Origin of the sequence: Pseudomonas sp. SWRI179, assembly GCF_014268705.1 — a bacterium.
In the GTDB taxonomy this organism is placed as follows: domain Bacteria; phylum Pseudomonadota; class Gammaproteobacteria; order Pseudomonadales; family Pseudomonadaceae; genus Aquipseudomonas; species Aquipseudomonas zanjanensis.
In genome coordinates, this window is sequence record NZ_JABWRA010000018.1 from 46,917 (window position 1) to 66,287 (window position 19,371).

Annotated in this window: 15 protein-coding genes; 6 read left to right on the forward strand and 9 right to left on the reverse strand. The window is 63.7% G+C overall.

All coding sequences use genetic code 11. From position 1 onward, the window contains the following. Positions 1-25: 25 nt before the first annotated feature. Both HU767_RS12510 and HU767_RS12515 read right to left on the reverse strand, forming a co-directional pair. On the reverse strand, positions 26-502 hold the full coding sequence (locus HU767_RS12510) for a hypothetical protein (RefSeq protein WP_186729631.1): 477 nt from the start codon (positions 500-502) through the stop codon (positions 26-28). A 230-nt stretch (positions 503-732) separates the two neighbouring features. Continuing rightward, entirely contained in the window at positions 733-1,290 is a 558-nt protein-coding gene (locus tag HU767_RS12515) for a cysteine hydrolase family protein (protein WP_186729632.1), read from the reverse strand. Between the two features lie 98 nt (positions 1,291-1,388). On the opposite strand from HU767_RS12515, the gene HU767_RS12520 reads away from it, so the two are divergent. From HU767_RS12520 to HU767_RS12530, 3 genes are all read left to right on the forward strand, one after another. Continuing rightward, entirely contained in the window at positions 1,389-2,387 is a 999-nt protein-coding gene (locus HU767_RS12520; protein ID WP_186729633.1) for a GlxA family transcriptional regulator, read from the forward strand. Positions 2,388-2,719: 332 nt separating this feature from the next. Further along, on the forward strand, positions 2,720-3,823 hold the full coding sequence (locus tag HU767_RS12525; RefSeq protein WP_186729634.1) for a DUF3182 family protein: 1,104 nt from the start codon (positions 2,720-2,722) through the stop codon (positions 3,821-3,823). Further along, positions 3,813-4,571 carry an alpha/beta fold hydrolase gene (locus HU767_RS12530; protein ID WP_186707711.1) on the forward strand — a complete coding sequence of 253 codons (759 nt, stop codon included), beginning with the start codon at positions 3,813-3,815 and terminating at the stop codon, positions 4,569-4,571. Before HU767_RS12525 ends, HU767_RS12530 begins: the two co-directional genes overlap by 11 nt. 159 nt (positions 4,572-4,730) lie before the next feature. Here the strand turns inward: HU767_RS12530 and HU767_RS12535 are convergent, their stop codons facing one another. The 4 genes from HU767_RS12535 to HU767_RS12550 are packed head-to-tail and all read right to left on the reverse strand — an operon-like array spanning position 4,731 to position 8,749. Further along, positions 4,731-5,732 (reverse strand): lysylphosphatidylglycerol synthase domain-containing protein, encoded by a 1,002-nt coding sequence (locus HU767_RS12535; protein ID WP_186707709.1) that lies wholly within the window; start codon positions 5,730-5,732, stop codon positions 4,731-4,733. Next, positions 5,719-7,017: a cardiolipin synthase ClsB gene (clsB, locus tag HU767_RS12540; RefSeq protein WP_186707707.1), complete on the reverse strand. Its 1,299-nt coding sequence runs from the start codon at positions 7,015-7,017 to the stop codon at positions 5,719-5,721. The genes HU767_RS12535 and clsB overlap by 14 nt, the downstream gene beginning before the upstream one ends. Next, positions 7,014-7,826, reverse strand: coding sequence for an endonuclease/exonuclease/phosphatase family protein (locus HU767_RS12545; RefSeq protein WP_186707705.1), 813 nt, complete (start codon positions 7,824-7,826; stop codon positions 7,014-7,016). The genes clsB and HU767_RS12545 overlap by 4 nt, the downstream gene beginning before the upstream one ends. Next, positions 7,823-8,749, reverse strand: coding sequence for a DUF72 domain-containing protein (locus tag HU767_RS12550; RefSeq protein WP_186707703.1), 927 nt, complete (start codon positions 8,747-8,749; stop codon positions 7,823-7,825). Before HU767_RS12550 ends, HU767_RS12545 begins: the two co-directional genes overlap by 4 nt. Before the next feature lie 289 nt (positions 8,750-9,038). On the opposite strand from HU767_RS12550, the gene HU767_RS12555 reads away from it, so the two are divergent. Beyond that, positions 9,039-11,123: a mechanosensitive ion channel family protein gene (locus HU767_RS12555; protein WP_186729635.1), complete on the forward strand. Its 2,085-nt coding sequence runs from the start codon at positions 9,039-9,041 to the stop codon at positions 11,121-11,123. A 144-nt stretch (positions 11,124-11,267) separates the two neighbouring features. Here the strand turns inward: HU767_RS12555 and HU767_RS12560 are convergent, their stop codons facing one another. Continuing rightward, positions 11,268-15,581, reverse strand: a complete 4,314-nt coding sequence (locus HU767_RS12560; RefSeq protein WP_186729636.1) for a DEAD/DEAH box helicase — start codon at positions 15,579-15,581, stop codon at positions 11,268-11,270. Positions 15,582-15,880: 299 nt separating this feature from the next. Between HU767_RS12560 and HU767_RS12565 the strand changes: the two genes are divergently transcribed. Next, positions 15,881-16,765: a sugar nucleotide-binding protein gene (locus tag HU767_RS12565; RefSeq protein WP_053188636.1), complete on the forward strand. Its 885-nt coding sequence runs from the start codon at positions 15,881-15,883 to the stop codon at positions 16,763-16,765. Further along, the gene (locus HU767_RS12570; RefSeq protein ID WP_186729637.1) at positions 16,758-17,687 is read left to right on the forward strand and encodes an NAD-dependent epimerase/dehydratase family protein; all 930 of its coding nucleotides are present in this window, start codon (positions 16,758-16,760) and stop codon (positions 17,685-17,687) included. The genes HU767_RS12565 and HU767_RS12570 overlap by 8 nt, the downstream gene beginning before the upstream one ends. A 205-nt stretch (positions 17,688-17,892) precedes the next feature. Here HU767_RS12570 and HU767_RS12575 read toward each other — a convergent pair whose 3' ends face one another. Then, a complete protein-coding gene (locus HU767_RS12575; RefSeq protein ID WP_186707695.1) occupies positions 17,893-18,591 on the reverse strand; it encodes an OmpW family outer membrane protein in 699 nt (232 codons plus the stop codon). A gap of 258 nt (positions 18,592-18,849) precedes the next feature. Then, complete coding sequence (locus HU767_RS12580) at positions 18,850-19,368, reverse strand: DUF3299 domain-containing protein (RefSeq protein WP_186707693.1); 519 nt, start codon at positions 19,366-19,368, stop codon at positions 18,850-18,852. Between the last annotated feature and the right edge of the window lie 3 nt (positions 19,369-19,371).

Sequence of the window (19,371 nt, forward strand, 5' to 3'; positions counted from 1 at the left end):
AGTCCAGGAGGGCAAATCCAGGAACTCACAAGTCCAGATCCAATAGCTCCTGCATCCTCTCGCCAATCGACTGCGTCAGCCACGTGGCATGGAACGCCATTTCCGCCACCGTGATGTCCGTCCGAAACCGAAGCGAAATCGGTTTGCCATCGGCTCCGGTGTAGCCGACATCAAAGTGATTCACGTTGGCAAAAGTGGTCAAGGTGTAGGGCTTGATGTAATGGATATCGCTGTAGGGGACGCTTTCTTCGGTGCTTTGCCGGGCAGGGCGGCGCTGGGTGAAGGTGAGGCGTTGCTGGCGTTCGTCGAAGCAGAAGCCAAGGACTTCGGGTCCGGATGCCAGCCATTTGATCACGCAGACGGCCGCGAACGCACTGATGAACATGAGCGCGATAACCAGCGGTTCCATAATGACCTGCTTGTGAATCGGCGACAGGCCTTCGACCTTGAACAGCATCAGGGTAAACACTGCCAGCCAATAGACGGGCAGGGCCAGCAACATCCCCGCAGCGTAAATCATGGTCCCCAGGAATCCCGGCCTGGACACGTCGCTTGAGCAATCCCACGTGGGCGGGTGCCGTGGCGCTGAGGTAGCGATCGGGAAGGGCGATTCGACCAGGCGCGGCGGGCGTCTGCGTTTCATGCGGCGGGCTCTTGGGAAAATACCCGGCCATTCTCGTCGTAACGACTCGCACACGCCTAGTCATTTTCGCTTGCTGTTTATGGCTGCGCCTACGCCTGGCTGTCGCTCAGGAATTGCTCGGTACTCACCACACTCGCATAAGCAAACCCCAGCGCCGACATGAACGCCGCGTGCACGTGGGCGGCCGGGACCACAACGCCGTTGAATTCCAGATCAAGGGTCGCGCAGGCATCATGAATCACCGTGACGCCGTAACCCAGGTCCGCCGCCGCCCGCACCACGCCATCGACGCACATGTGGCTCATGCTGCCGACCACCACCAGTTGCTCGACGCCATGCTGTTCGAGGAGGGCTTGCAGTTCGGTTTCGCGGAACGAATTGACGAAGTGCTTGAGGACCACCGGTTCGTCGGCATGGTTGAGCACCTTGGGGTGCAACTGTGCGCCTTCGGAGCCTGGGGTGAAGAACGGCGCGTCGTCGGAGGTGAATTCGTGGCGGATGTGCACCACGCGGTTTCCGGCTTGGCGAAAGGCTTCGATCAGCCGCGCGGCGTTATCGGCGGCGGCGTCGGCACCGACCAGTGGCCATTTTCCCTGGGGGAAGTAGTCGTTCTGGATATCGACTACGATGAGCGCTTGCTTGGACATGAGGGCTTCCTCGATCAGGTTGGGTAGGGCGCCAGTATTGGCGTTTACCACCGGGTCGAGGATTGGCCACAACGACAATAAGCGAGGGAAAACTGACAATGACGCAGCAAAGGGCAGTTGCCGAGCTTGGGGTGCTCATCTACCCCGGCGCGCAAATGGCGGCGGTGCATGGCTTGACCGATCTGTTCGCCGTGGCCCAACGGATCGCGGCCGAGCAGTCCAGTGCACCATTGCCACGGCTGCGGGTCAGTCACTGGCAGACCGATAATGGCGAGGCGCCGCGGCGGGTCTTCGACAGCGAAACCGGTCCGGTGGGCCCGTTGGTTGCGTTGCTGATCCCGCCATCCATCGCCGGTTTCGATGAAGGCGTGGCGACGCCGGCGCTGATGGATTGGCTGCGTGCACAACATGCGGGGGGCACCGTGCTCGGCGGTGTGTGTGTCGGCTCGATCCTGTTGGCCGAGAGCGGCTTGCTCGACGGGCGCAGCGCCACCACTCATTGGACCTCGGCCAAGAATTTCGCTGCCCGTTACCCGAAGATCAAGCTCAACGCCGACAAACCCATCGTCGACGACGGCGATCTGATCACCACCGCCGGGCTGATGGCCTGGTCGGAACTGGGGCTGCGCCTGGTGGACCGCCTGCTCGGGCCCAGCATCGCTACGCGCACGGCGCAGTTCCTGGTGATCGAACACAGCGACAGCGCGAGCCAGTGCGGCAGTAACTTCGCGCCCATCCTTGGCCATGGCGACGGGGCGATTCTCAAGGTCCAGCATTGGTTGCAAGGCAACGGCGCGGTGGAGGTTTCCCTCGGGTCGATGGCCGAACGGGCCGGACTGGAAGAGCGCACCTTCCTGCGCCGCTTCCGTGCCGCCACCGGGCTCAAGCCCACCGAATACTGCCAGCACCTGCGGGTCGGCAAGGCCCGGGAAATGCTGGAGTTCACCAACGGCACCATCGACCACATCGCTTGGACCGTCGGCTACCAGGACCCCAGCGCCTTTCGTGCGACGTTCAGGAAAATCACCGGATTGGCGCCGAGCGATTACCGGGCGAGATTCGGAGTGAGCCCGTCGAGTTCTTCAAAACAGCCGTGACCCTTTGTGGCGAGGGAGCTTGCTCCCGCTGGGCTGCGCAGCAGCCCCACCATCCTGACTGACACACCGCGGTGGAGGTTCTTTTTCTGGGGGCGCTTCGCACCCCAGCGGGAGCAAGCTCCCTCGCCACAGGTTGGAGGCTGTGACTGCAGGCTGGCATCGTGCAATTTGCGGGATGCCTGCCATGGGTCGTGCAGAATGAAACAGGCCAGGTGCTATCAATTGCGCACAATGCGCCCGCTTGGCTGACACTCATCGCTCATGTCACCGTTGGCCTGATCTCTGCACCTTCCCTTTTCTCAAGCCATCGAGCGCAGGAAAAAGGGCACCGCATGACATCAGTCAATCGCAACAAACGGGTCGTGGCCTATTCGGTCAATCCACAAGCGCCGCGTCATGAAGTCGAGACCAACCGTGCACTGGCCCAGTGGCTGGCACAGATCCTGGGATGGGAATGCGGCGACCGTCATGATTCCCAGACCGGTCATGATCTATATCTGTTGCCCACACAAACCCTGATCGGCCCTGAAGCCTTGATGCGCCTGGGGATCAAGGGGCCGGAGGATGTGTGGGGAGGGTACGTCGAGCACGATTTTATCTGCACCAAGGCGATTACCCACGGTCTGTTGAATAAGGACGCCGTGGCACCCAAAGGCTGGTCGCCCCTGTTTGCCAAGCTCACCCGCGGCGCGGTGCTTGATGGTGTGACCGTCTTTTCCCTCAAGGATGCGCGTCCGGCCGCCGAACATTTGCTCTACACCGGGCCGATCCGCCTCAAGCCGATCCACGCCTGTGCCGGGCGTGGCCAACGGCTGATCAAGAGCCTGGCGCAGTTCGATGAAATCGTCGCCGATCCTGACGCCCAGGCGCTGTTTCGCGAAGGGGTGGTGCTGGAACAGCACCTCAACGAGGTCAAGACCCAGAGCGTCGGCCAGAGCTTCATCAACGGCAAGGTCATGAGCTATTGCGGCGTGCAGCACCTGACCCACGACAGCCAAGGGCTGGAGGTTTATGGCGGGTCGGACCTGCTGGTGGTGCAGGGCGGTTATATAGAGTTGCTCAGGCTCGAACTGCCCGACGATGTGCGCGAGGCGGTGCGCCTGGCACAAGTGTTCGATGACGCCGCCAACCAGGCCTATCCGAGCTTTTTTGCGTCGCGGCGCAACTACGACATCGCCCAAGGCCTGGATGCCGCCGGCCAGCCCCGCGGCGGTGTGCTGGAACAATCCTGGCGCATGGGCGGGGCCAGCAGCGCCGAGCTGGCGGCCTTGCAGGTGTTCGTCGAAACGCCTGAAACCAGCGCGGTGCGGGTGTCCTCGGTGGAGACCTACCGCGACCAACCGCTGCCGACCGGTGCCAGGGAGGTGTATCGCGGCGCGGCGGAAAACGGTGATTTCCTACTCAAATACGTAACGGTTCAATCCTATGACGGCTAGAAGCGAAACGATCCAGATTGCAATTGATGACGAGCATATGAACGGGACCTTCCTCAGCCCCAAGTCGAAGGTCCCTGGCGTGTTGTTTGTACACGGTTGGGGCGGCAGCCAGGAACGGGACCTGGAACGGGCCAAAGGCATCGCCGGCCTCGGCTGCGTGTGCCTGACCTTCGACTTGCGCGGGCACACCGGCGGGGCGGGGATTCCCTTGTCCCGGGTCACCCGCGAGGACAACCTGCGGGATCTGTTGGCGGCATACGACCGCTTGCTCGCCCATCCGGGCTTGGACACTTCGGCGATTGCCGTGGTGGGCACCAGTTATGGCGGTTACCTGGCCTCGATCCTGACGTCGCTGCGCCCTGTGCGCTGGCTCGCCCTGCGGGTGCCGGCGCTGTACCGCGACGAGCAGTGGCACACCCCCAAGCGCGACCTGGACAAGACCGACCTGCTGGATTACCGCAGCACCCTGGTGCACGCCAGCACCAATCGCGCCTTGCAGGCGTGTTCGCAGTTCACCGGTGATGTGTTGCTGGTGGAATCCGAGACCGATACCTACGTGCCCCATGCCACGATCATGAGTTATCGAGCGGCGTGCCAGCAGACCCATTCATTGACGCACCGGATCATCGACGGCGCCGACCATGCCTTGAGCGACCCCGTGTCACAACAGGCTTACACCTCGATCCTGGTGGACTGGATCACGGAAATGGTGGTGGGAGAGCGGTTGAGCATTATTCAGGCGCGGTGATCGGGGGGGTGTATCGTCTGTGTGGGCCTCTTCGCGAGCAAGCCCGCTCCCACACTGGATCTACGAGAAACAAAAAATTTGTACCCAGCACAAATCCCTGTGGGAGCGGGCTTGCTCGCGAAGGGGCCCGCACAAGCAACTCATCATTCAGGCGACCCATCACTTGAGCCCAGGCTTGACCCGCAACGCCTTGGCCTTCGCTTCGATCACCAAATACATCACCACCGTAATCAGCAACGGCAGGATGAAGTAGATCGCCCGGTAGGCAATCAACCCCGCCAGCAGGCTGCCCCGCGACACCTCGTGTTGCAGCAGGGCGACGAACACCGCCTCCAACACCCCGAGCCCCGCCGGAATATGAGTGATGACCCCGGCAATGCTGCTGATCAGTAACACCCCGAGTACCACCGGGTAATCCAGTTTGCTGGGCAGCAACGTGAAGATCACCGCCGCCATCAGCGACCAGTTCAGCGCGCCCAAGGCCAGTTGCAGCACCGCCATGCGTGGCGACGGCAGGTTGATTTCCATGCCGCGCACGGTCCAGGCCCGACGCTTGGAAAACCGACAGGCCGCCAGGTACCCGGCACTTGCCAGCAATAACAGCACGCCCACGCCTTGCAGTGCCGTGCTGCTGAGTTTCCAGCCCGGCGGCATCGTCACCAGGCCGCTGCTGAACACCACCCCGGCCAGGGTCATGTAGCCGAACCAATTGGTGGCCAGGCTCAGGCCGAGAATCTTGGCGATGTTCCCGGTGCTGACCCCCAGCCGCGAATACAGCCGATAGCGCATGGCGATGCCGCCGACCCAGGCGCTGAGGTTGAGGTTGAAGGCGTAGCTGATCACCCCCACCGGCAGGATCTGCCGCCAACCGAGTTTCTGGCGGATGTACGTGCGGCCGATCAGGTCGAAGCAGGCATAGGTGATGAAACTGGTGATGGTCAGCGCGGCGGCGATGATCAAGGTGCGCACCTTGAAATCGGCCAGGGTGGCAAACACTTCGGACCAGTCGATGCGCCGGGCCAAGGCCGTGAACAGCACGATCAGCAGCAGGAAGAACGCCAGGGTCAGCGGGCGTTTCCAGCGACTCCAGCGGGATTTGGGCTTGGCCTGCTCCGGCGCATGGGCATCCCTCGGCGCGGTGTGCGCTTCAGAGTGGTTCATGGGGTTCGCTCCGGACCGCCGTTGGCGGTGAAAAAGGTTTCAGACGCGGTTTGTGAGCCGGCAACCAGCCGGCCCAGGCCGGGAAATGACGCAGAAAGTGGAACACCATGAAACCGATGGTCATGCGCCACAGCAGGCCCCGGGGTGCATGGTTTTCGGGCATGGCGGTGCAGTGTTCACGGCTCAGGTGATCGAGGCGCTCGAACAGCTCGCGGTTGAACGCCCGGTCGCGGATCAGCACGTTGGCTTCCAGGTTCAGCGACAGGCTCAACGGGTCGAGGTTGCTCGAGCCGACGGTGCTCCAATCCTCATCCACCAGGGCGACCTTGCCGTGCAGCGGCCGCTCGCAATATTCGTAAATTGTCACGCCAGCCTTGAGCAGATAGTCATAAAGCATCCGCGCCGCGAGCTTGGCGATCATCATGTCCGGCTGCCCTTGCAGGATCAGCCGCACCTCCACCCCGCGCCGGGCGGCATTGCGGATCTCGCGCAGCAACCGGTAGCCGGGGAAGAAATAGGCATTGGCGATTACCACCCGCCGTTTGGCGCTGCGCAGCACTTGTTGGTAGACCTCTTCGATGTCGGTCTGGTGCTCGTGGTTGTCCCGGTAGACCAGGCGCACCTGGCCGTCATGGTCGCTGAACGCCAGCTCGTTGCGCCGGCTGCGGCGGCGTTGCCACCAGTATTTGGCCCGCGCGGGACGACCGCTCTGCAACAGCGCGAAGTGATGGATATCCACCACCGCCGGGCCTTTGACCTCCACGGAATAATCCTGCTTGGCCTCGGGGCCGAAATCCCCCAGGTGGTCGGCGGAAAAATTGATCCCGCCGATGAACGCAATCACCCCGTCCACCACCACGATCTTGCGGTGCAGGCGACGGAACCAGTTGGTGCGGATCCCCAAGTGCCGGGGCGCCGGGTCGAACATCTGCAAGCGCACCCCGGCGTCGCTCAACGACGCCAGGAACTCGGTGGTCAGCTCACCGCAGCCGAAGCCGTCGAGGTTGACGGTGATCCGCACGCCGCGTCGGGCCGCATCCACCAGCAGATCCCGCAGTTCACAGCCGACCTTGTCCTCGAAGAGAATGAAGGTCTCAAGGAGGATTTCTTCCTGGGCACGGCGAATTGCCTCGAACACCCGTGGGAAATATTCCTCACCATTTTCCAGCAGGATGACGCGGTTGTTGCCGTGCCAGCCGTATTCGATGTCGGCCAGCGCCGGGTTGCGTTCGGTCGGCGGCACCTCGATCTTTTCCACCGTCGCCTTGTTCATCGTCGCGCTCATAATTCGATCTCCACCGACAGCGGTGCGTGGTCGGAAAGGTGCGACCAGGGGCGTACATTCAATACCTTGGCGTGATGGGCCTTGAGGTTGCGCACGTAGATGCGGTCCAGGCGCAGGATCGGCAGGCGTGCCGGGAAACTGCGGGCCGGTTTGCCCCACTGTTCGGCGAACACCTCCCGCAGGCCACAGGGTTGGAGCAGGTCGTTGGCCTTGCCGCGCCAGTCGTTGAAGTCGCCGGCGACAATCACCGGCGCGTCGGACGGCAATTCGCTCAGGCGCTGGCAAAGCAGTTTCAATTGCTCGACGCGATGGCCTTCGCGCAACCCCAGGTGCACGCAAATGGCATGCACCTCCTGCCCTTCGCCGCCTGGCAGGCGCAGCACGCTGTGGAGCATGCCGCGGCTTTCGTGGCCGCTGATGGACACGTCGAGATTCTCGTGGCGAATGATCTGGAATTTCGACAGCAGCGCATTACCGTGGTCGCCCGCCGGGTATACCGCATTGCGTCCGTAAGCGAACTGCGGCCAGAGGGTGTCGGCGAGGAATTCGTATTGCGGCATGCTCGGCCAGTTGCTGTAGCGCTGGGGATGGTGCTCGTGGGTGCCGTGGACTTCCTGCAGGAACACCACGTCGGCGGAGACACTGCGCACCGCTTCGCGCAGCTCGGGCAGGATGAAGCGCCGGTTCAGGGCCGTGAAACCCTTGTGGGTATTGACCGTCAGCACGGTGAAACGGCTGACTCGGTCGAGATCGTGGGGCCGTTGTTGGGTCGGCTCATGGGTCGCTTCGCTGTGTTCTGGACGGTTCATGGCAGCACCCCTTCGGCCGGACGCTCGCCGGGCGCGGTGGCGAGGTCCTTGTCCAGATGGAAGCGCTCCAGCAGATGACGTGCGTCGTAGGGCGCGCGGACTTTGATGTCGTTGTCGAAATAGCAGAACACTTCCCGGCTCTTGCGTGCCCGGGGTTTCTTGTCCGGGTCGATCAGGTGCGCATCGCTCGGCTGCTTGCCGTGGCTCCAGGCCTCGATCCGGTCGCCCCAGCGCTTCAACGCCTCGTCGGTGTAGCCGCTGGCGTACAGCTCTTCGGCGCCGTGCAGGCGCAGGTAGACGAAATCGCTGGTGACGTCTTCGCGATAGGGCCATTTACCGGCGGTGTCGGCGACCACCAGGGCCACGTTGTAGCGCTTGAGCAACGTGACGAAGTGCGGGTCGATAAAGCTTTCGTGGCGGATCTCCACGGCGTGGCGCAGTGGGCGTTTCTTTTCCGTCTCGGTGCTGGCGTGGCCGTCCAGGCGCGGCTCGTGCTCTCGGGCCAGGGCGGCGGCGCCTTCGGTGTCGTGGGGCAGTTGCTTGAGAAAGTCCTCGAACAGCCCAGGGTCGAATTTGAAGCTGGGCGGGAACTGCCAGAGGATCGCCCCCAGTTTTTCCTTGAGCTCCAGCACACCGGAGGCGAAGAAGTTGGCCAACGGCTTGCGAATGTCCCGCAGGCGCTTGATGTGGGTGATGAAACGCGGGGCCTTGACGCTGAACACGAAGCCGGGTGGGGTCTCGGCATACCACTGGGCATACCGTTCGGGGCGTTGCAGGGCGTAGAACGATCCATTGATTTCGATACTGTTGACCGCTCGCGAGGCGAATTGCAATTCCCGTTTCTGGGTCAGCCCCTTGGGGTAGAAATCCCCCCGCCAAGGCGTGTAGCGCCAGCCGGAAATACCAATGTGGATCGCCGTCATGTATCCCTCCCCGTGCCAATGACCTCGTACCGCCTGTGTCTTTTGATGACCGCCGCGCGAGCTGGAAAGTTTCGATGGTCTTACCGACGGAAGAGGGGAGACGCGGATTCTGTGGCGAGGGAGCTTGCTCCCGTTGGGCTGCGCAGCAGCCCCCAAAAAAACAGGGCCGCTACGCGCCCCAGCGGGAGCAAGCTCCCTCGCCACAGGGGTTGTATTGATCTTCCGGGCGAACTTGCCGGCCCAATATTGATCAGTTCCTTACCCATCCCGTGTGAAGGAGCCTCGCGTTTTGTCTCGATTGAGCACTGTATTGCTGCTGTTGTTGGCGATGACCGGCACCAGCGCCTACGGGACCGCCGCTGTCCCTGGCACCGCCAAGCCCGACGAACCGCCCGCCGAGCCCGCGCCGTTGGTGCAGGGCGGGTTGTTGGGGGCCATCAGTTCGAGCATCGACGACGTCCAGGACAAACTCGACCTCAACCAGAGCCTGGTAGATGCCTGGCGCCTGCGGGCGGACCGGGCGGCGGACGAGGTGGACCGGCTGGTGGACCAGACGTCCCGGTCGTCCTGGCGCGTGGCGGGGGATTTCCTCTTGCTCTCCGGCGTGTGGCTGGGGACGTTTGCGCTGTTATGGGCTGGCGCGCGATTGCTGGTGCGGCGTCTCGGTCGGCGCCGTTGGTTGCGTACCCGTCAGCGCGTGCACGACCTACTCGGTTACCTGCTGCCCTATACCTTGCCGGCGGTGGCCTGCCTGCCACTGACCCTCTATATCAGCCACTTTCTGCAAGTCTCGGTCGGTCGTGCCCTGGCGCTGTGCTTCGCCTACGCCACCAGCAGCGGTATTTTCTCCACCTCGGTGTTGCTCTGCGTGATCGTCATGTTCAACGCCGGGCACAAGCGTCGCGCGGTGGCGATCATTCGGCGCTTCAGCCCGCGGCCGTTGTTTCTGATCGGCTTTCTCGCCGCCCTCAGCGATGCCCTGACCAGCCCGCAGATCGCCCGGCAACTGGGCGGTAACATCACCAGCAGCGTCGCGGTGTTCACCGGGCTGTCGGCGTCGATGATCTTTGGCTGGCTGGTGATTCACATGCGCCGGCCAGTGGCGCACTTGATTCGCAACCGCCCGCTGGCCCAGCGCTTGAAGCAGCCGGCCTTGCAGGAGTCGCTGCGGATTTTTTCCGGGCTCTGGTATTGGCCGATCCTGCTGATGGTGCTGGTGTCGGCGGTGAGCCTGATCGGCGTCGGCGAGGACAACCAGAAAGCCCTGCGTTGTGCCTTGTTCACCACCATCCTGCTGATCGCCACGGTGTTTCTCAGCACCGTGTTCCAACATGTCTTCAAGTCGCCCAAGGCCGAAGCCATCCAGCGCAACAGCGCCTACAAGGGCCGTTTGCTGAGTCTGCTGCACGCCTTGCTACGCATCGTCATGGCGGTGGCATTCATTGAAATCCTCGGACGAATCTGGGGGATATCCCTGTTCGAATTCGCCTCGCGCAATGCCATCGGTCGGGCCATCAGTGATTCCTTGAGCCGCATCGGCCTGATCGTCCTGATGACCTGGCTCACTTGGGTGGTGCTCGACACGGCGATCCAGGAAGCCTTGAAGCCGCCGCTGAACAAGCGCGGCGCGCGCCAGCCCAGCACCCGGGTCAAGACCATCCTGCCGCTGTTGCGCAACGCCGCGAAAATCATCCTGGTGGTGATTTGCGCTATCACCACCATGGCCAACCTGGGCATCAACGTCGCACCGTTGCTGGCCGGTGCCGGGGTGGTGGGGCTGGCGATCGGTTTCGGGTCCCAGCAACTGGTGCAGGACGTGATCACCGGGTTGTTCATTATCATCGAAGACACGCTGTCCATCGGCGACTGGGTGGTGCTCAGTTCCGGCCATGCCGGCACCGTCGAAGGCCTGACCATCCGCACCCTGCGCCTGCGCGACGGCAAGGGGTTCGTGCATTCGGTGCCGTTCGGCCAGATCAAGGCCGTGACCAACCAGTCCCGGCAATTCGCCTTTGCGTTCTTCTCCGTGCAATTCACCTACGACACCGACGTGGACGAGGCCATCGAGTTGATTCGCGAAGCCGGGCGTTCGATTGCCGAGGACCCGTTCCTCAAGTTCAACCTGCAAGGGCCGCTGGATGTGTTCGGCGTGGACAAGATGGACCTCAACGGCGTGGTACTCACGGCGCAGTTCCGCACCGTGTCGGGTGGGCAGTATGCGGTGAGCCGGGCGTTCAACCAGCGGCTGAAAAAGCTTGTGGATAACCACCCGGCGGTGCATTTTGCGCAGACTTATCCACAGCAGGTGGTGATGCCGAAGCGGTTGATGGATAGGCGGCAGGAGGGAGATGGAGCACTTGATCAACCTCAATAGCTGCTGAATGTTGTAGTGGGGCTTATGGCCTCTTCGCGAGCAAGCCCGCTCCCACACTGGATCGAGAGTGAACACAGAGTCTGAGTACACAGGAGGTCCAATGTGGGAGCGGGCTTGCTCGCGAAGGGGACAGCCCAGGCACCCTCAACCTTTCTGAATGAGCTTGTTCCTCAGTTCAGCCATTGCTTGAACATCCAACTCCACCCAAAGCTGCTGCTTGCCGGCAATCAGCGCCGCCACCGGCAACCCATCCCGGTAAACCAGCCGATTACTCGCCAGCGCCGGCACTTTTGCCCCCGGCAGCAACGTGCCGGCCAGGTTCAGCGGATCGACTCCGCACACCGCCACCAGGCTACCGTCGGTGGGGCGGCGGCGGGTTTCGCGCAGCAGCGGGATGGCTTCGGGCAGGGCGAATTGCTCGCCCGCCAGGCCGCTGACAAAACGCCCGCCGCGAATCTCGCCCCGCGCCTCCAGGCGATGAAAGGTGCGCAGCAGCTCGCGCCAGCTCGGCAGCCAGTCGGCCTCGCGCTCCAGCAGGCGCCAGAACACCACGCCGTAACGGCGCAGCAAAGTCATGGCGATGTGCTCTAACGTCTCTGGTGCGGTGGGCACGGGGCGGTTGCCCTCCACGGGCGCGGGTGGGCTGCGGCGCAACAAGGCCCAGCGTCCGGCGTCGTCCATGCCGCCGACAAACGCGCCGCGCCCGCGCCGGCTGCTACGGGCCTGGCGTTTGCTGGCCGGCGTAATCAGGGCGCGCAAGCCGGCAAAGCTGTCGGCATTCACCAACCCGGCGCCCACCAGCTCCTGCAAGGCGATTTCCAGTTCGCTGCGCAGCAGGTGGGCTTCGTGGACCAGCTCATCGAAAAACAGCGCGCCGTGTTCACTGAGGGCCTGATGGACTTTTTGCGTCTTGGGCGACAGTTCGTCCAGGGGCACTTGCCCGGCCAGGCTGCTCCACAACGCCACCTGACTGCGGGGCAGCAACACCACCGGCGTGCTGCGCAGGGCCGTGGCAGACGGTTTCTGGCGCGCGCTCAGGCGCGTCCATACCCATTTGCCACTGCGGCACAGTTCATCGAGCCAACTGGGTGAATAATCCTTGATCCGCCCGGGCAACAGGTCGCTGTCCCAGGCTGACGCGGCGGCCGGGTAGCCTTCGAACTGGCTCAGGATCGACGGCAACACGGCATTGCCCCGGCCCTGGGTGGACGAGGACAGGTGCTGCCAATCGAACAGGAACCGCATGAAGTCCTGCAACATCACCGGCTCGATTTCCCGGCGCAGGCGCTTGACCGTGTAGCGATGGATTCGCGCCAGCAAATGCCGCTCGCACCATTCCTCCTGCCCGGTGCCCGGGGTGAACCGCCCGCGCAGCACGTAGCCTTGCTGCTCAAGCTGCGCCAGGGCTTGGGTGGCCTGTGGAGTCGACAACCCCAACGGGTAGGCGATGGCCTTCAACGGCAACGGGCCAAAGGCGCTGAGCCGGGCGCGAAGCACCTCCACCAGGGCTTCGTCGCTGTCCCAGGCCTCATCGAAACCCGCCAATGGGGCGAGCGCCGGTTGCCACCGGGCCTGTGGATAAATGGCTTGCAAGCAGGTCAGGCGTTCCAGCGGCACCCACAAACCACGCTCGGCGCTGATCTGCAGGTGGCTGGCGCGCCCACTCGCCGCCAATGCCTGCAACCAATCCAGCCACGGCACGTGGGCGTCGACTTCGCTGTCGGCGATGCAGGCCAGGCTCATCAAGGCTTCATGCATCTCATCGAGATTGGCCGGCGTCGGCCAGGCCTCATCCCGGACCGATTGGATGGCCTCGGCGTCCAGCGCGCCCAGGTCGTCGGTGGCCTGTGGATCGCTCCAGCGCCGGTTGATCACCGCCTGGGTCCGCCGTTCTTCCAGCGGCGCGTCGTCGAGAAAGGTGTAGGGGCGGGCGCTGAGGATTTCCGCCGCCAGCGGCGAAGGCGCCGGCAGGTCGCGGCTGATCAGGCGCACCTCGCCCGCTTCCATGCGCCGTAACAATGCCAGCCAGCCTTCGCTGTCCATGGCTTCGTGCAGGCAATCGTCGAGGGTCTGCTCCACCAGCGGGTGGTCGGGGATTTCCCGCTCGCCGGCGAGGTTTTCCAGGCAGGCGATCTGGTCTGGAAACACGCTGGCGATCAGGTCTTCGCTTTTCATCCGCTGGATTTGCGGGGCGACTTTGCGCCCGCCGGTGTAGCGCGGCAACGCCAGGGCCACGCCCGCGTTCCAGCGCCAGCGCACGCCGAACAGCGGCGCATCCAGCACTGCCTGGACCAGGATCTGCTCGGCGCTGTGGCTGTTGAGGTAACGCCAGACTTCGTCCAGTTCGAAGCTGTGGCTGGTGGACAGCGAGAGCACGATGGCGTCCTCGCTGGCGGCGGCCTGCAACTCGAAGTTGAAGGTGCGACAGAAACGCTTGCGCAAGGCCAGGCCCCAGGCGCGGTTGATGCGGCTGCCAAAGGGTGTGTGGATGATCAGTTGCGTGCCGCCGGACTCGTCGAAGAACCGCTCCATCAGCAGCGTGTCCTGGGACGGCAGGGCGCCGAAGGCCAGGCGTGCCGGGGCGAGGTAATCGACCAATTGTTCGGCGCTGGCCAGGTTCAGGCGCAAGGTGCCGGTCAACCAGTCGAGGGCTGGTTGCAGGTGGCCCGGCGTGGCGGCCAGCAGGTGGTCGAGCTGGGCTTGCAGGCGCGCCACGGCAAAAGACAGTTCGGCGCTGCGCCCCGGGGCTTCGCCGAGCCAGAACGGGATGGTCGGCGGTTGGCCCTGGGCGTCCTCGACCCGCACGCGGCCGGTCTCGACGCGAATGATGCGGTAGGAGGTATTGCCCAGTTGGAATACGTCGCCGGCAATGCTCTCCACCGCGAAGTCTTCGTTGACGCTGCCGATGTTCAAGCCCTGGGGTTCGAGCAGCACGCTGTAGTCGGCATTGTCCGGAATGGTGCCGCCGCTGGTCACCGCCGTCAGCTTGCTGCCCCGGCGCCCGCGCAAGGTCCGGGTCACGGCGTCGCGGTGCAGGTAGGCGCTGCGCACGCCCTGGCGGCCATTGAGGCCTTCGGCGAGCATTTGCAGCAGCGCCTGGTAATGCCCTTCGTCCAACTCGGCGTAAGGCGAGGCGCGGCGGAAGGCTTCCAGCAGCGCCTGTTCCGACCATTCCTGGCAACTGACTTCGGCGACGATCTGCTGGGCCAGCACGTCCAGCGGTGCCTTGGGGATGTGCAGGATGTCCAGTTCGCCTCGGCGCACGCAGTCGAGCAGGGCGGCGCACTCAATCAAGTCGTCGCGGGTGGTGGCGAACAGGCGCCCCTTGGGCGTGCCGCCGACTTGGTGGCCGGAGCGTCCAACCCTTTGCAGGAACGCCGAGATCGAGCGGGGCGAGGCGATCTGGCAGACCAGGTCGACATCGCCGATATCAATGCCCAACTCCAGGGACGCGGTGGCGATCAGTACCTGCAGTTCACCGCGTTTCAGGCGTTGTTCGGCGTCGAGGCGAAACTCCTTGGCCAGGCTGCCGTGGTGAGCGGCCACGGCGTCCTTGCCCAGGCGTTCGCTCAGGTGTCGGCTGAGGCGTTCGGCCAGGCGCCGGGTGTTGACGAACACCAGGGTGGTGCGATGTTCCCGGGCCAGTTCGGCGAGGCGGTTGTAGACCAGTTCCCACACGTCGTTGGCCATCACCGCCGACAGCGGCACCGGTGGCACCTCGATGTCCAAATCGCGGGGGCGGGCGTGGCCGATGTCGACGATGTCACAGGCGCGTCCTTCGCCGACGAGAAACCGTGACACCGCTTCGATGGGTTTCTGCGTGGCCGACAAACCGATGCGCATCAGCGGTTCGGCGCACAAGGCTTGCAGGCGCTCCAGGCTCAAGGCCAGGTGGCTGCCGCGCTTGCTGGCGGCGATGGCGTGGATTTCGTCGACGATGACCGTGCGGGTGCTGGCGAGCATCTGTCGGCCAGAGTCGGAGCCGAGCAGCACGTAGAGGGATTCAGGCGTGGTCACCAGGATGTGCGGCGCGGTCTTGCGCATCGCCGAGCGGTCTTTTTGCGGCGTGTCGCCGGTGCGCACGGCGGTGGTGATCGGCAAGGGCGGCAAGCCCATTTTCTGCAGCTGTTCAGTGATGCCGGCCAGGGGGTTCTGCAGGTTGATCTGGATGTCGTTGCTCAGGGCCTTGAGCGGCGAGACATAGACCACCAGGGTCTGGTCCGGCAGGCCGCCTTGTTCCAGGCCTCGGTGCACCAGGTCATCGAGCACGGCGAGAAACGCCGTCAGGGTCTTGCCCGAGCCGGTGGGCGCCGCGACCAGCACCGAGCGACGCTGGCCGATCAACGGCCACGCCTGGGCCTGGGCGGCCGTGACCGCCGGGAAGGTCTGGCTGAACCAGGCGCGAACGGCGGGGTGAAAGCCTGCCGTGGCGTGGTTGGCTGCAAGGGGCAGATTCATGTGGGCAGTTTAGGCGGGTGGGGTGGGGAAGATGCAAGTACCGTCCGGGATCTCTATCGCCTGTTCGGGCCTCATCGCGAGCAAGCCCGCTCCCACATTTGGAATGCATTCCCCTGTGGGAGCGGCGGTGCGGCGATCCGACTTGCTCGCGAAGGGGCCCTAAAGAACAGTACAAATCCAGGATCTGCACATTGCGGATGACGGTTGCGCACTAAACCCGCAAAATGCAACGATTCCGACAACGCCTGCGGGCGTTATCGACCAAATTCTTGTGCCAATAGACTGGGCCTGCTGACTTTATGCGAATGCGCCTTATGTTACTGGGCGGCGGAAATGCCCTTGGGCAGGCGCTGATTCGCCTCGGTGCAGAAGAAGACATCGGTTTTCTTGCCCCCCGCCCGCCCGAAGACGGCTGGGATGCCGCGAGCCTGACGCAACTGCTCGACGATACCCGTCCGGACGCCTTGATCAACCTGGCGTACTACTTCGACTGGTTCCAGGCCGAGGCCGTCAGCGAGCAGCGCCTGGCCAGCCAGGAGCGCGCTGTCGAGCGCCTGGCCGAGCTGTGCCAGCACCACAACATCGTCTTGTTGCAACCGTCCAGCTATCGCGTGTTCGATGGCTCCCGCGCCACGGCCTACAGCGAAAAGGACGAGCCGGTGCCCTTGGGCGTGCGTGGCCAGGCATTGTGGCGGATCGAGCAAAGCGTGCGCGCCACCTGCCCGCAACACGTACTGCTGCGCTTCGGCTGGCTGCTGGATGACAGCGCCGACGGTATCCTCGGCCGTTTCCTGGCTCGGGCCGAACAGCCCGAAGAGCTGTTGCTGGCGGACGACCGTCGCGGCAACCCGACGCCGGTGGACGATGCGGCGCGGGTGATCATTTCGGTGCTCAAGCAGCTCGATTGCGCGGCGCCGCTGTGGGGCACCTATCATTACGCCGGGCACGAGGCGACCACGCCGCTGGCGCTGGGCCAGGCGATCCTCACCGAAGCCCGCGCCCTTCATCCGCTGGCCATCGAGTCGCCCACCCCCCAGGCTCATGCCGCACGGCCGGACGCCGCGGAAGAACCGCAGCATGCGGTGCTGGCCTGCAAGAAAATTCTGCACACTTTCGGGATCAAGCCCCGCGCCTGGCGCGCGGCCCTCCCGGGCTTACTGGATAGGTTTTATCGCCATGGCTAAAGGCCCTGTTTTAATCACCGGCGGTGCGGGTTTCATTGGTTCGCACCTGACCGACGCCTTGCTCGCCAAGGGGCATGCGGTGCGGATCCTCGATGATCTGTCCACTGGCAAGCGCAGCAACCTGCCGCTGGACAACCCGGCGGTCGAACTGATCGAAGGCGACGTCGCCGATGCCGCGCTGGTGGCCCGGGCCATGGCCGGTTGCAGCGCCGTGGCGCACCTGGCGGCGGTGGCTTCGGTGCAAGCCTCGGTGGATGACCCGGTGCGCACCCACCAGAGCAATTTCATCGGCACCTTGAATGTCTGCGAAGCCATGCGCCAGAGCGGGGTGAAACGCGTGCTGTTCGCCTCCAGCGCGGCGGTCTATGGCAACAACGGCGAAGGCGAGCCCATCGACGAAGACACCCCCAAGGCCCCGCTCACACCCTATGCCTCGGACAAACTGGCCAGCGAGTTCTACTTCGACTTCTATCGCCGCCAGCACGACCTGGAGCCGGTGGTGTTCCGCTTCTTCAACATCTACGGCCCGCGCCAGGATCCGTCCTCGCCCTATTCGGGCGTCATCAGCATCTTCAGCGAACGGGCGCAGAAAGGCCTGCCAATCACCGTGTTTGGCGACGGCGAGCAGACCCGGGACTTTGTCTATGTGGAAGATCTGGTGGACTTGCTGGTGCAGGCCATCGAGAAGCCCGAGGTGGAAGTGGGCGCGGTGAACGTCGGCTGGAACCAGGCCACGACCCTCAAGCAGATGCTCCAGGCCCTGGCCGCCGTGGTGGGCGACCTGCCGCCGATCAGCTACGGCCCGGCGCGCTCCGGCGACATCCGCCATTCCCGGGCGGACAACCATCGGCTGTTGCAGCGCTTCAACTTCCCACAGCAGACACCGATGAGCGTAGGCCTGGCGCGGTTGTTGGGGCGCTGAGTTTCATGGTCACAAAAAGGCGCCTTCTGGGGCGCCTTTTTTGTGAGTCATGCATCACTGTTGTGGCAAGTGAAACCTGTGGCGAGGGAGCTTGCTCCCGCTCGAGCGCGAAGCGGTCGCACATTCTTTGGGTCTGCTTCGCAGCCCAGCGGGAGCAAGCTCCCTCGCCACAGGGTGTGTAGTCATCTCACCATTGCGTAGGGGCTTAGAACTTGTAGCCCAACCCCACCATGTAGACGAACGGATCCACATCGACGTCCACCTTGGCCCGGGTGCCGCCGGCCACGGCGTTGTTGTCCACATAGGCGGTGGTGTCGATGTCGATGTAGCGGATCTGGCCGTTGATCATGATGTTGTCGGTCAACATGTAGTCGGCACCGACTTGCCACGCCATGCCCCAGCTGTTGCTTGCGCGAAAGTTGCTGAAACCGTTGGCGCTGGCGTCGCTGCCGACGTGTTCGTCATAGATCCAGGTGTAGTTGATGCCCGCGCCGACGTAAGGCTGGAAGGCCGACTTGGCGTCGAGCGGGTAGTAGACCAGGCTCAGGGTCGGCGGCAAGTGCTTGAGGGTGCCGAGCTTGCCATTGGCCGCGCCCAGGGCGGTGCCTTTGAGCTTTACGTCGTGCTCGAACGGCGAGGCCGCCAGCAGTTCGATGCCCAGGTTGTTGGTGATCATGTAGGCGAAGTTCAGGCCCAATTGCGTGTCGCTGCTCATGGTCGCCTTGCCACCCAGGTCGGCGCCGGCCAGGGGGCCACGGTCGACCTTGACGCTGGAGCTGTCGGCGTCCGGGTTGACGGTGATCGCACCGGCGCGAACGATGATGTCGCCGGCGGTATGGGCCTGGGCGAGCGGGGCCGCGAGGGCGAGGGCAACGAGGGACGCGCTGAGCAAGGACTTGTTCATGGGGGCTCCAAAGGGCATCGAAATTTGATGTCCCATGGTACGAAGCCGTCTGGTCCGGTCTTTTGACACAGCTCAATGAGTCAGGGGGTGTTTAATTGACTCAGCTCAATGAAATGATGATGAGTCAATTTCGAGGGCCCCTTCGCGAGCAAGCCCGCTCCCACAGTTTGACCGCATTCCTTCTGAAGAAACCCGATCACCTGTGGGAGCGGGCTTGCTCGCGATAGCTATCTCATCAACAACCCATCACCACCGGATTCACTCCGGCAGCTCATACACATAAATCTTCTCAGCCTCCATCTGATACCCGGCATCGGCCAGTTCACTGGTGGACGGCTTGACCTGCATCGGCCCCTCGACCCAGTACGGTTGATACAGCTCATCAAGCTTGACCCCGACTTCGCTTTTCACATGCACGATCTGGTTCGACGGCGGTGGCGGCACGTGGATGCAGGCACCGAAATACGGCACCAGCAAAAAATCCGTGGTGCGGCCTTCCTCGCTGACTTCCAGCGGCACGATGTAGCCCGGCAAGCGAATCTGTTGGCCGTCGAGGGCCTTGACCACCGGGGCATTGGGCAGGTCCTGCTTGGCCGCGGGCGCGGCTTCGGCGGCCAACGCATCACTCATCTTCGACAAGTCATGCAGCGGCGTCATGTTCGGCACTTCCGGCGGTGCGTCCGGCGGGATCATTTCCGACCAGGCCAGGTCCCTCGGCTCGGCCGCCCACAACGGCAGGGTGACCATCATCAACAGCGCTAGCAGGGCGCGGGGCATTTT

Excerpts from the sequence above, each read along its gene's own strand:
- HU767_RS12570 (WP_186729637.1), top strand. The coding sequence starts at position 16,758 with ATGGCTAAAGGCCCTGTTTTAATCACCGGCGGTGCGGGTTTCATTGGT.
- HU767_RS12575 (WP_186707695.1), bottom strand. The coding sequence starts at position 18,591 with ATGAACAAGTCCTTGCTCAGCGCGTCCCTCGTTGCCCTCGCCCTCGCG.
- HU767_RS12510 (WP_186729631.1), bottom strand. The coding sequence starts at position 502 with ATGTTGCTGGCCCTGCCCGTCTATTGGCTGGCAGTGTTTACCCTGATG.
- HU767_RS12525 (WP_186729634.1), top strand. The coding sequence starts at position 2,720 with ATGACATCAGTCAATCGCAACAAACGGGTCGTGGCCTATTCGGTCAAT.
- HU767_RS12535 (WP_186707709.1), bottom strand. The coding sequence starts at position 5,732 with ATGAACCACTCTGAAGCGCACACCGCGCCGAGGGATGCCCATGCGCCG.
- HU767_RS12530 (WP_186707711.1), top strand. The coding sequence starts at position 3,813 with ATGACGGCTAGAAGCGAAACGATCCAGATTGCAATTGATGACGAGCAT.
- HU767_RS12560 (WP_186729636.1), bottom strand. The coding sequence starts at position 15,581 with ATGAATCTGCCCCTTGCAGCCAACCACGCCACGGCAGGCTTTCACCCC.
- HU767_RS12520 (WP_186729633.1), top strand. The coding sequence starts at position 1,389 with ATGACGCAGCAAAGGGCAGTTGCCGAGCTTGGGGTGCTCATCTACCCC.
- HU767_RS12545 (WP_186707705.1), bottom strand. The coding sequence starts at position 7,826 with ATGAACCGTCCAGAACACAGCGAAGCGACCCATGAGCCGACCCAACAA.
- HU767_RS12550 (WP_186707703.1), bottom strand. The coding sequence starts at position 8,749 with ATGACGGCGATCCACATTGGTATTTCCGGCTGGCGCTACACGCCTTGG.
- clsB (WP_186707707.1), bottom strand. The coding sequence starts at position 7,017 with ATGAGCGCGACGATGAACAAGGCGACGGTGGAAAAGATCGAGGTGCCG.
- HU767_RS12565 (WP_053188636.1), top strand. The coding sequence starts at position 15,881 with ATGCGAATGCGCCTTATGTTACTGGGCGGCGGAAATGCCCTTGGGCAG.
- HU767_RS12515 (WP_186729632.1), bottom strand. The coding sequence starts at position 1,290 with ATGTCCAAGCAAGCGCTCATCGTAGTCGATATCCAGAACGACTACTTC.
- HU767_RS12580 (WP_186707693.1), bottom strand. The coding sequence starts at position 19,368 with ATGCCCCGCGCCCTGCTAGCGCTGTTGATGATGGTCACCCTGCCGTTG.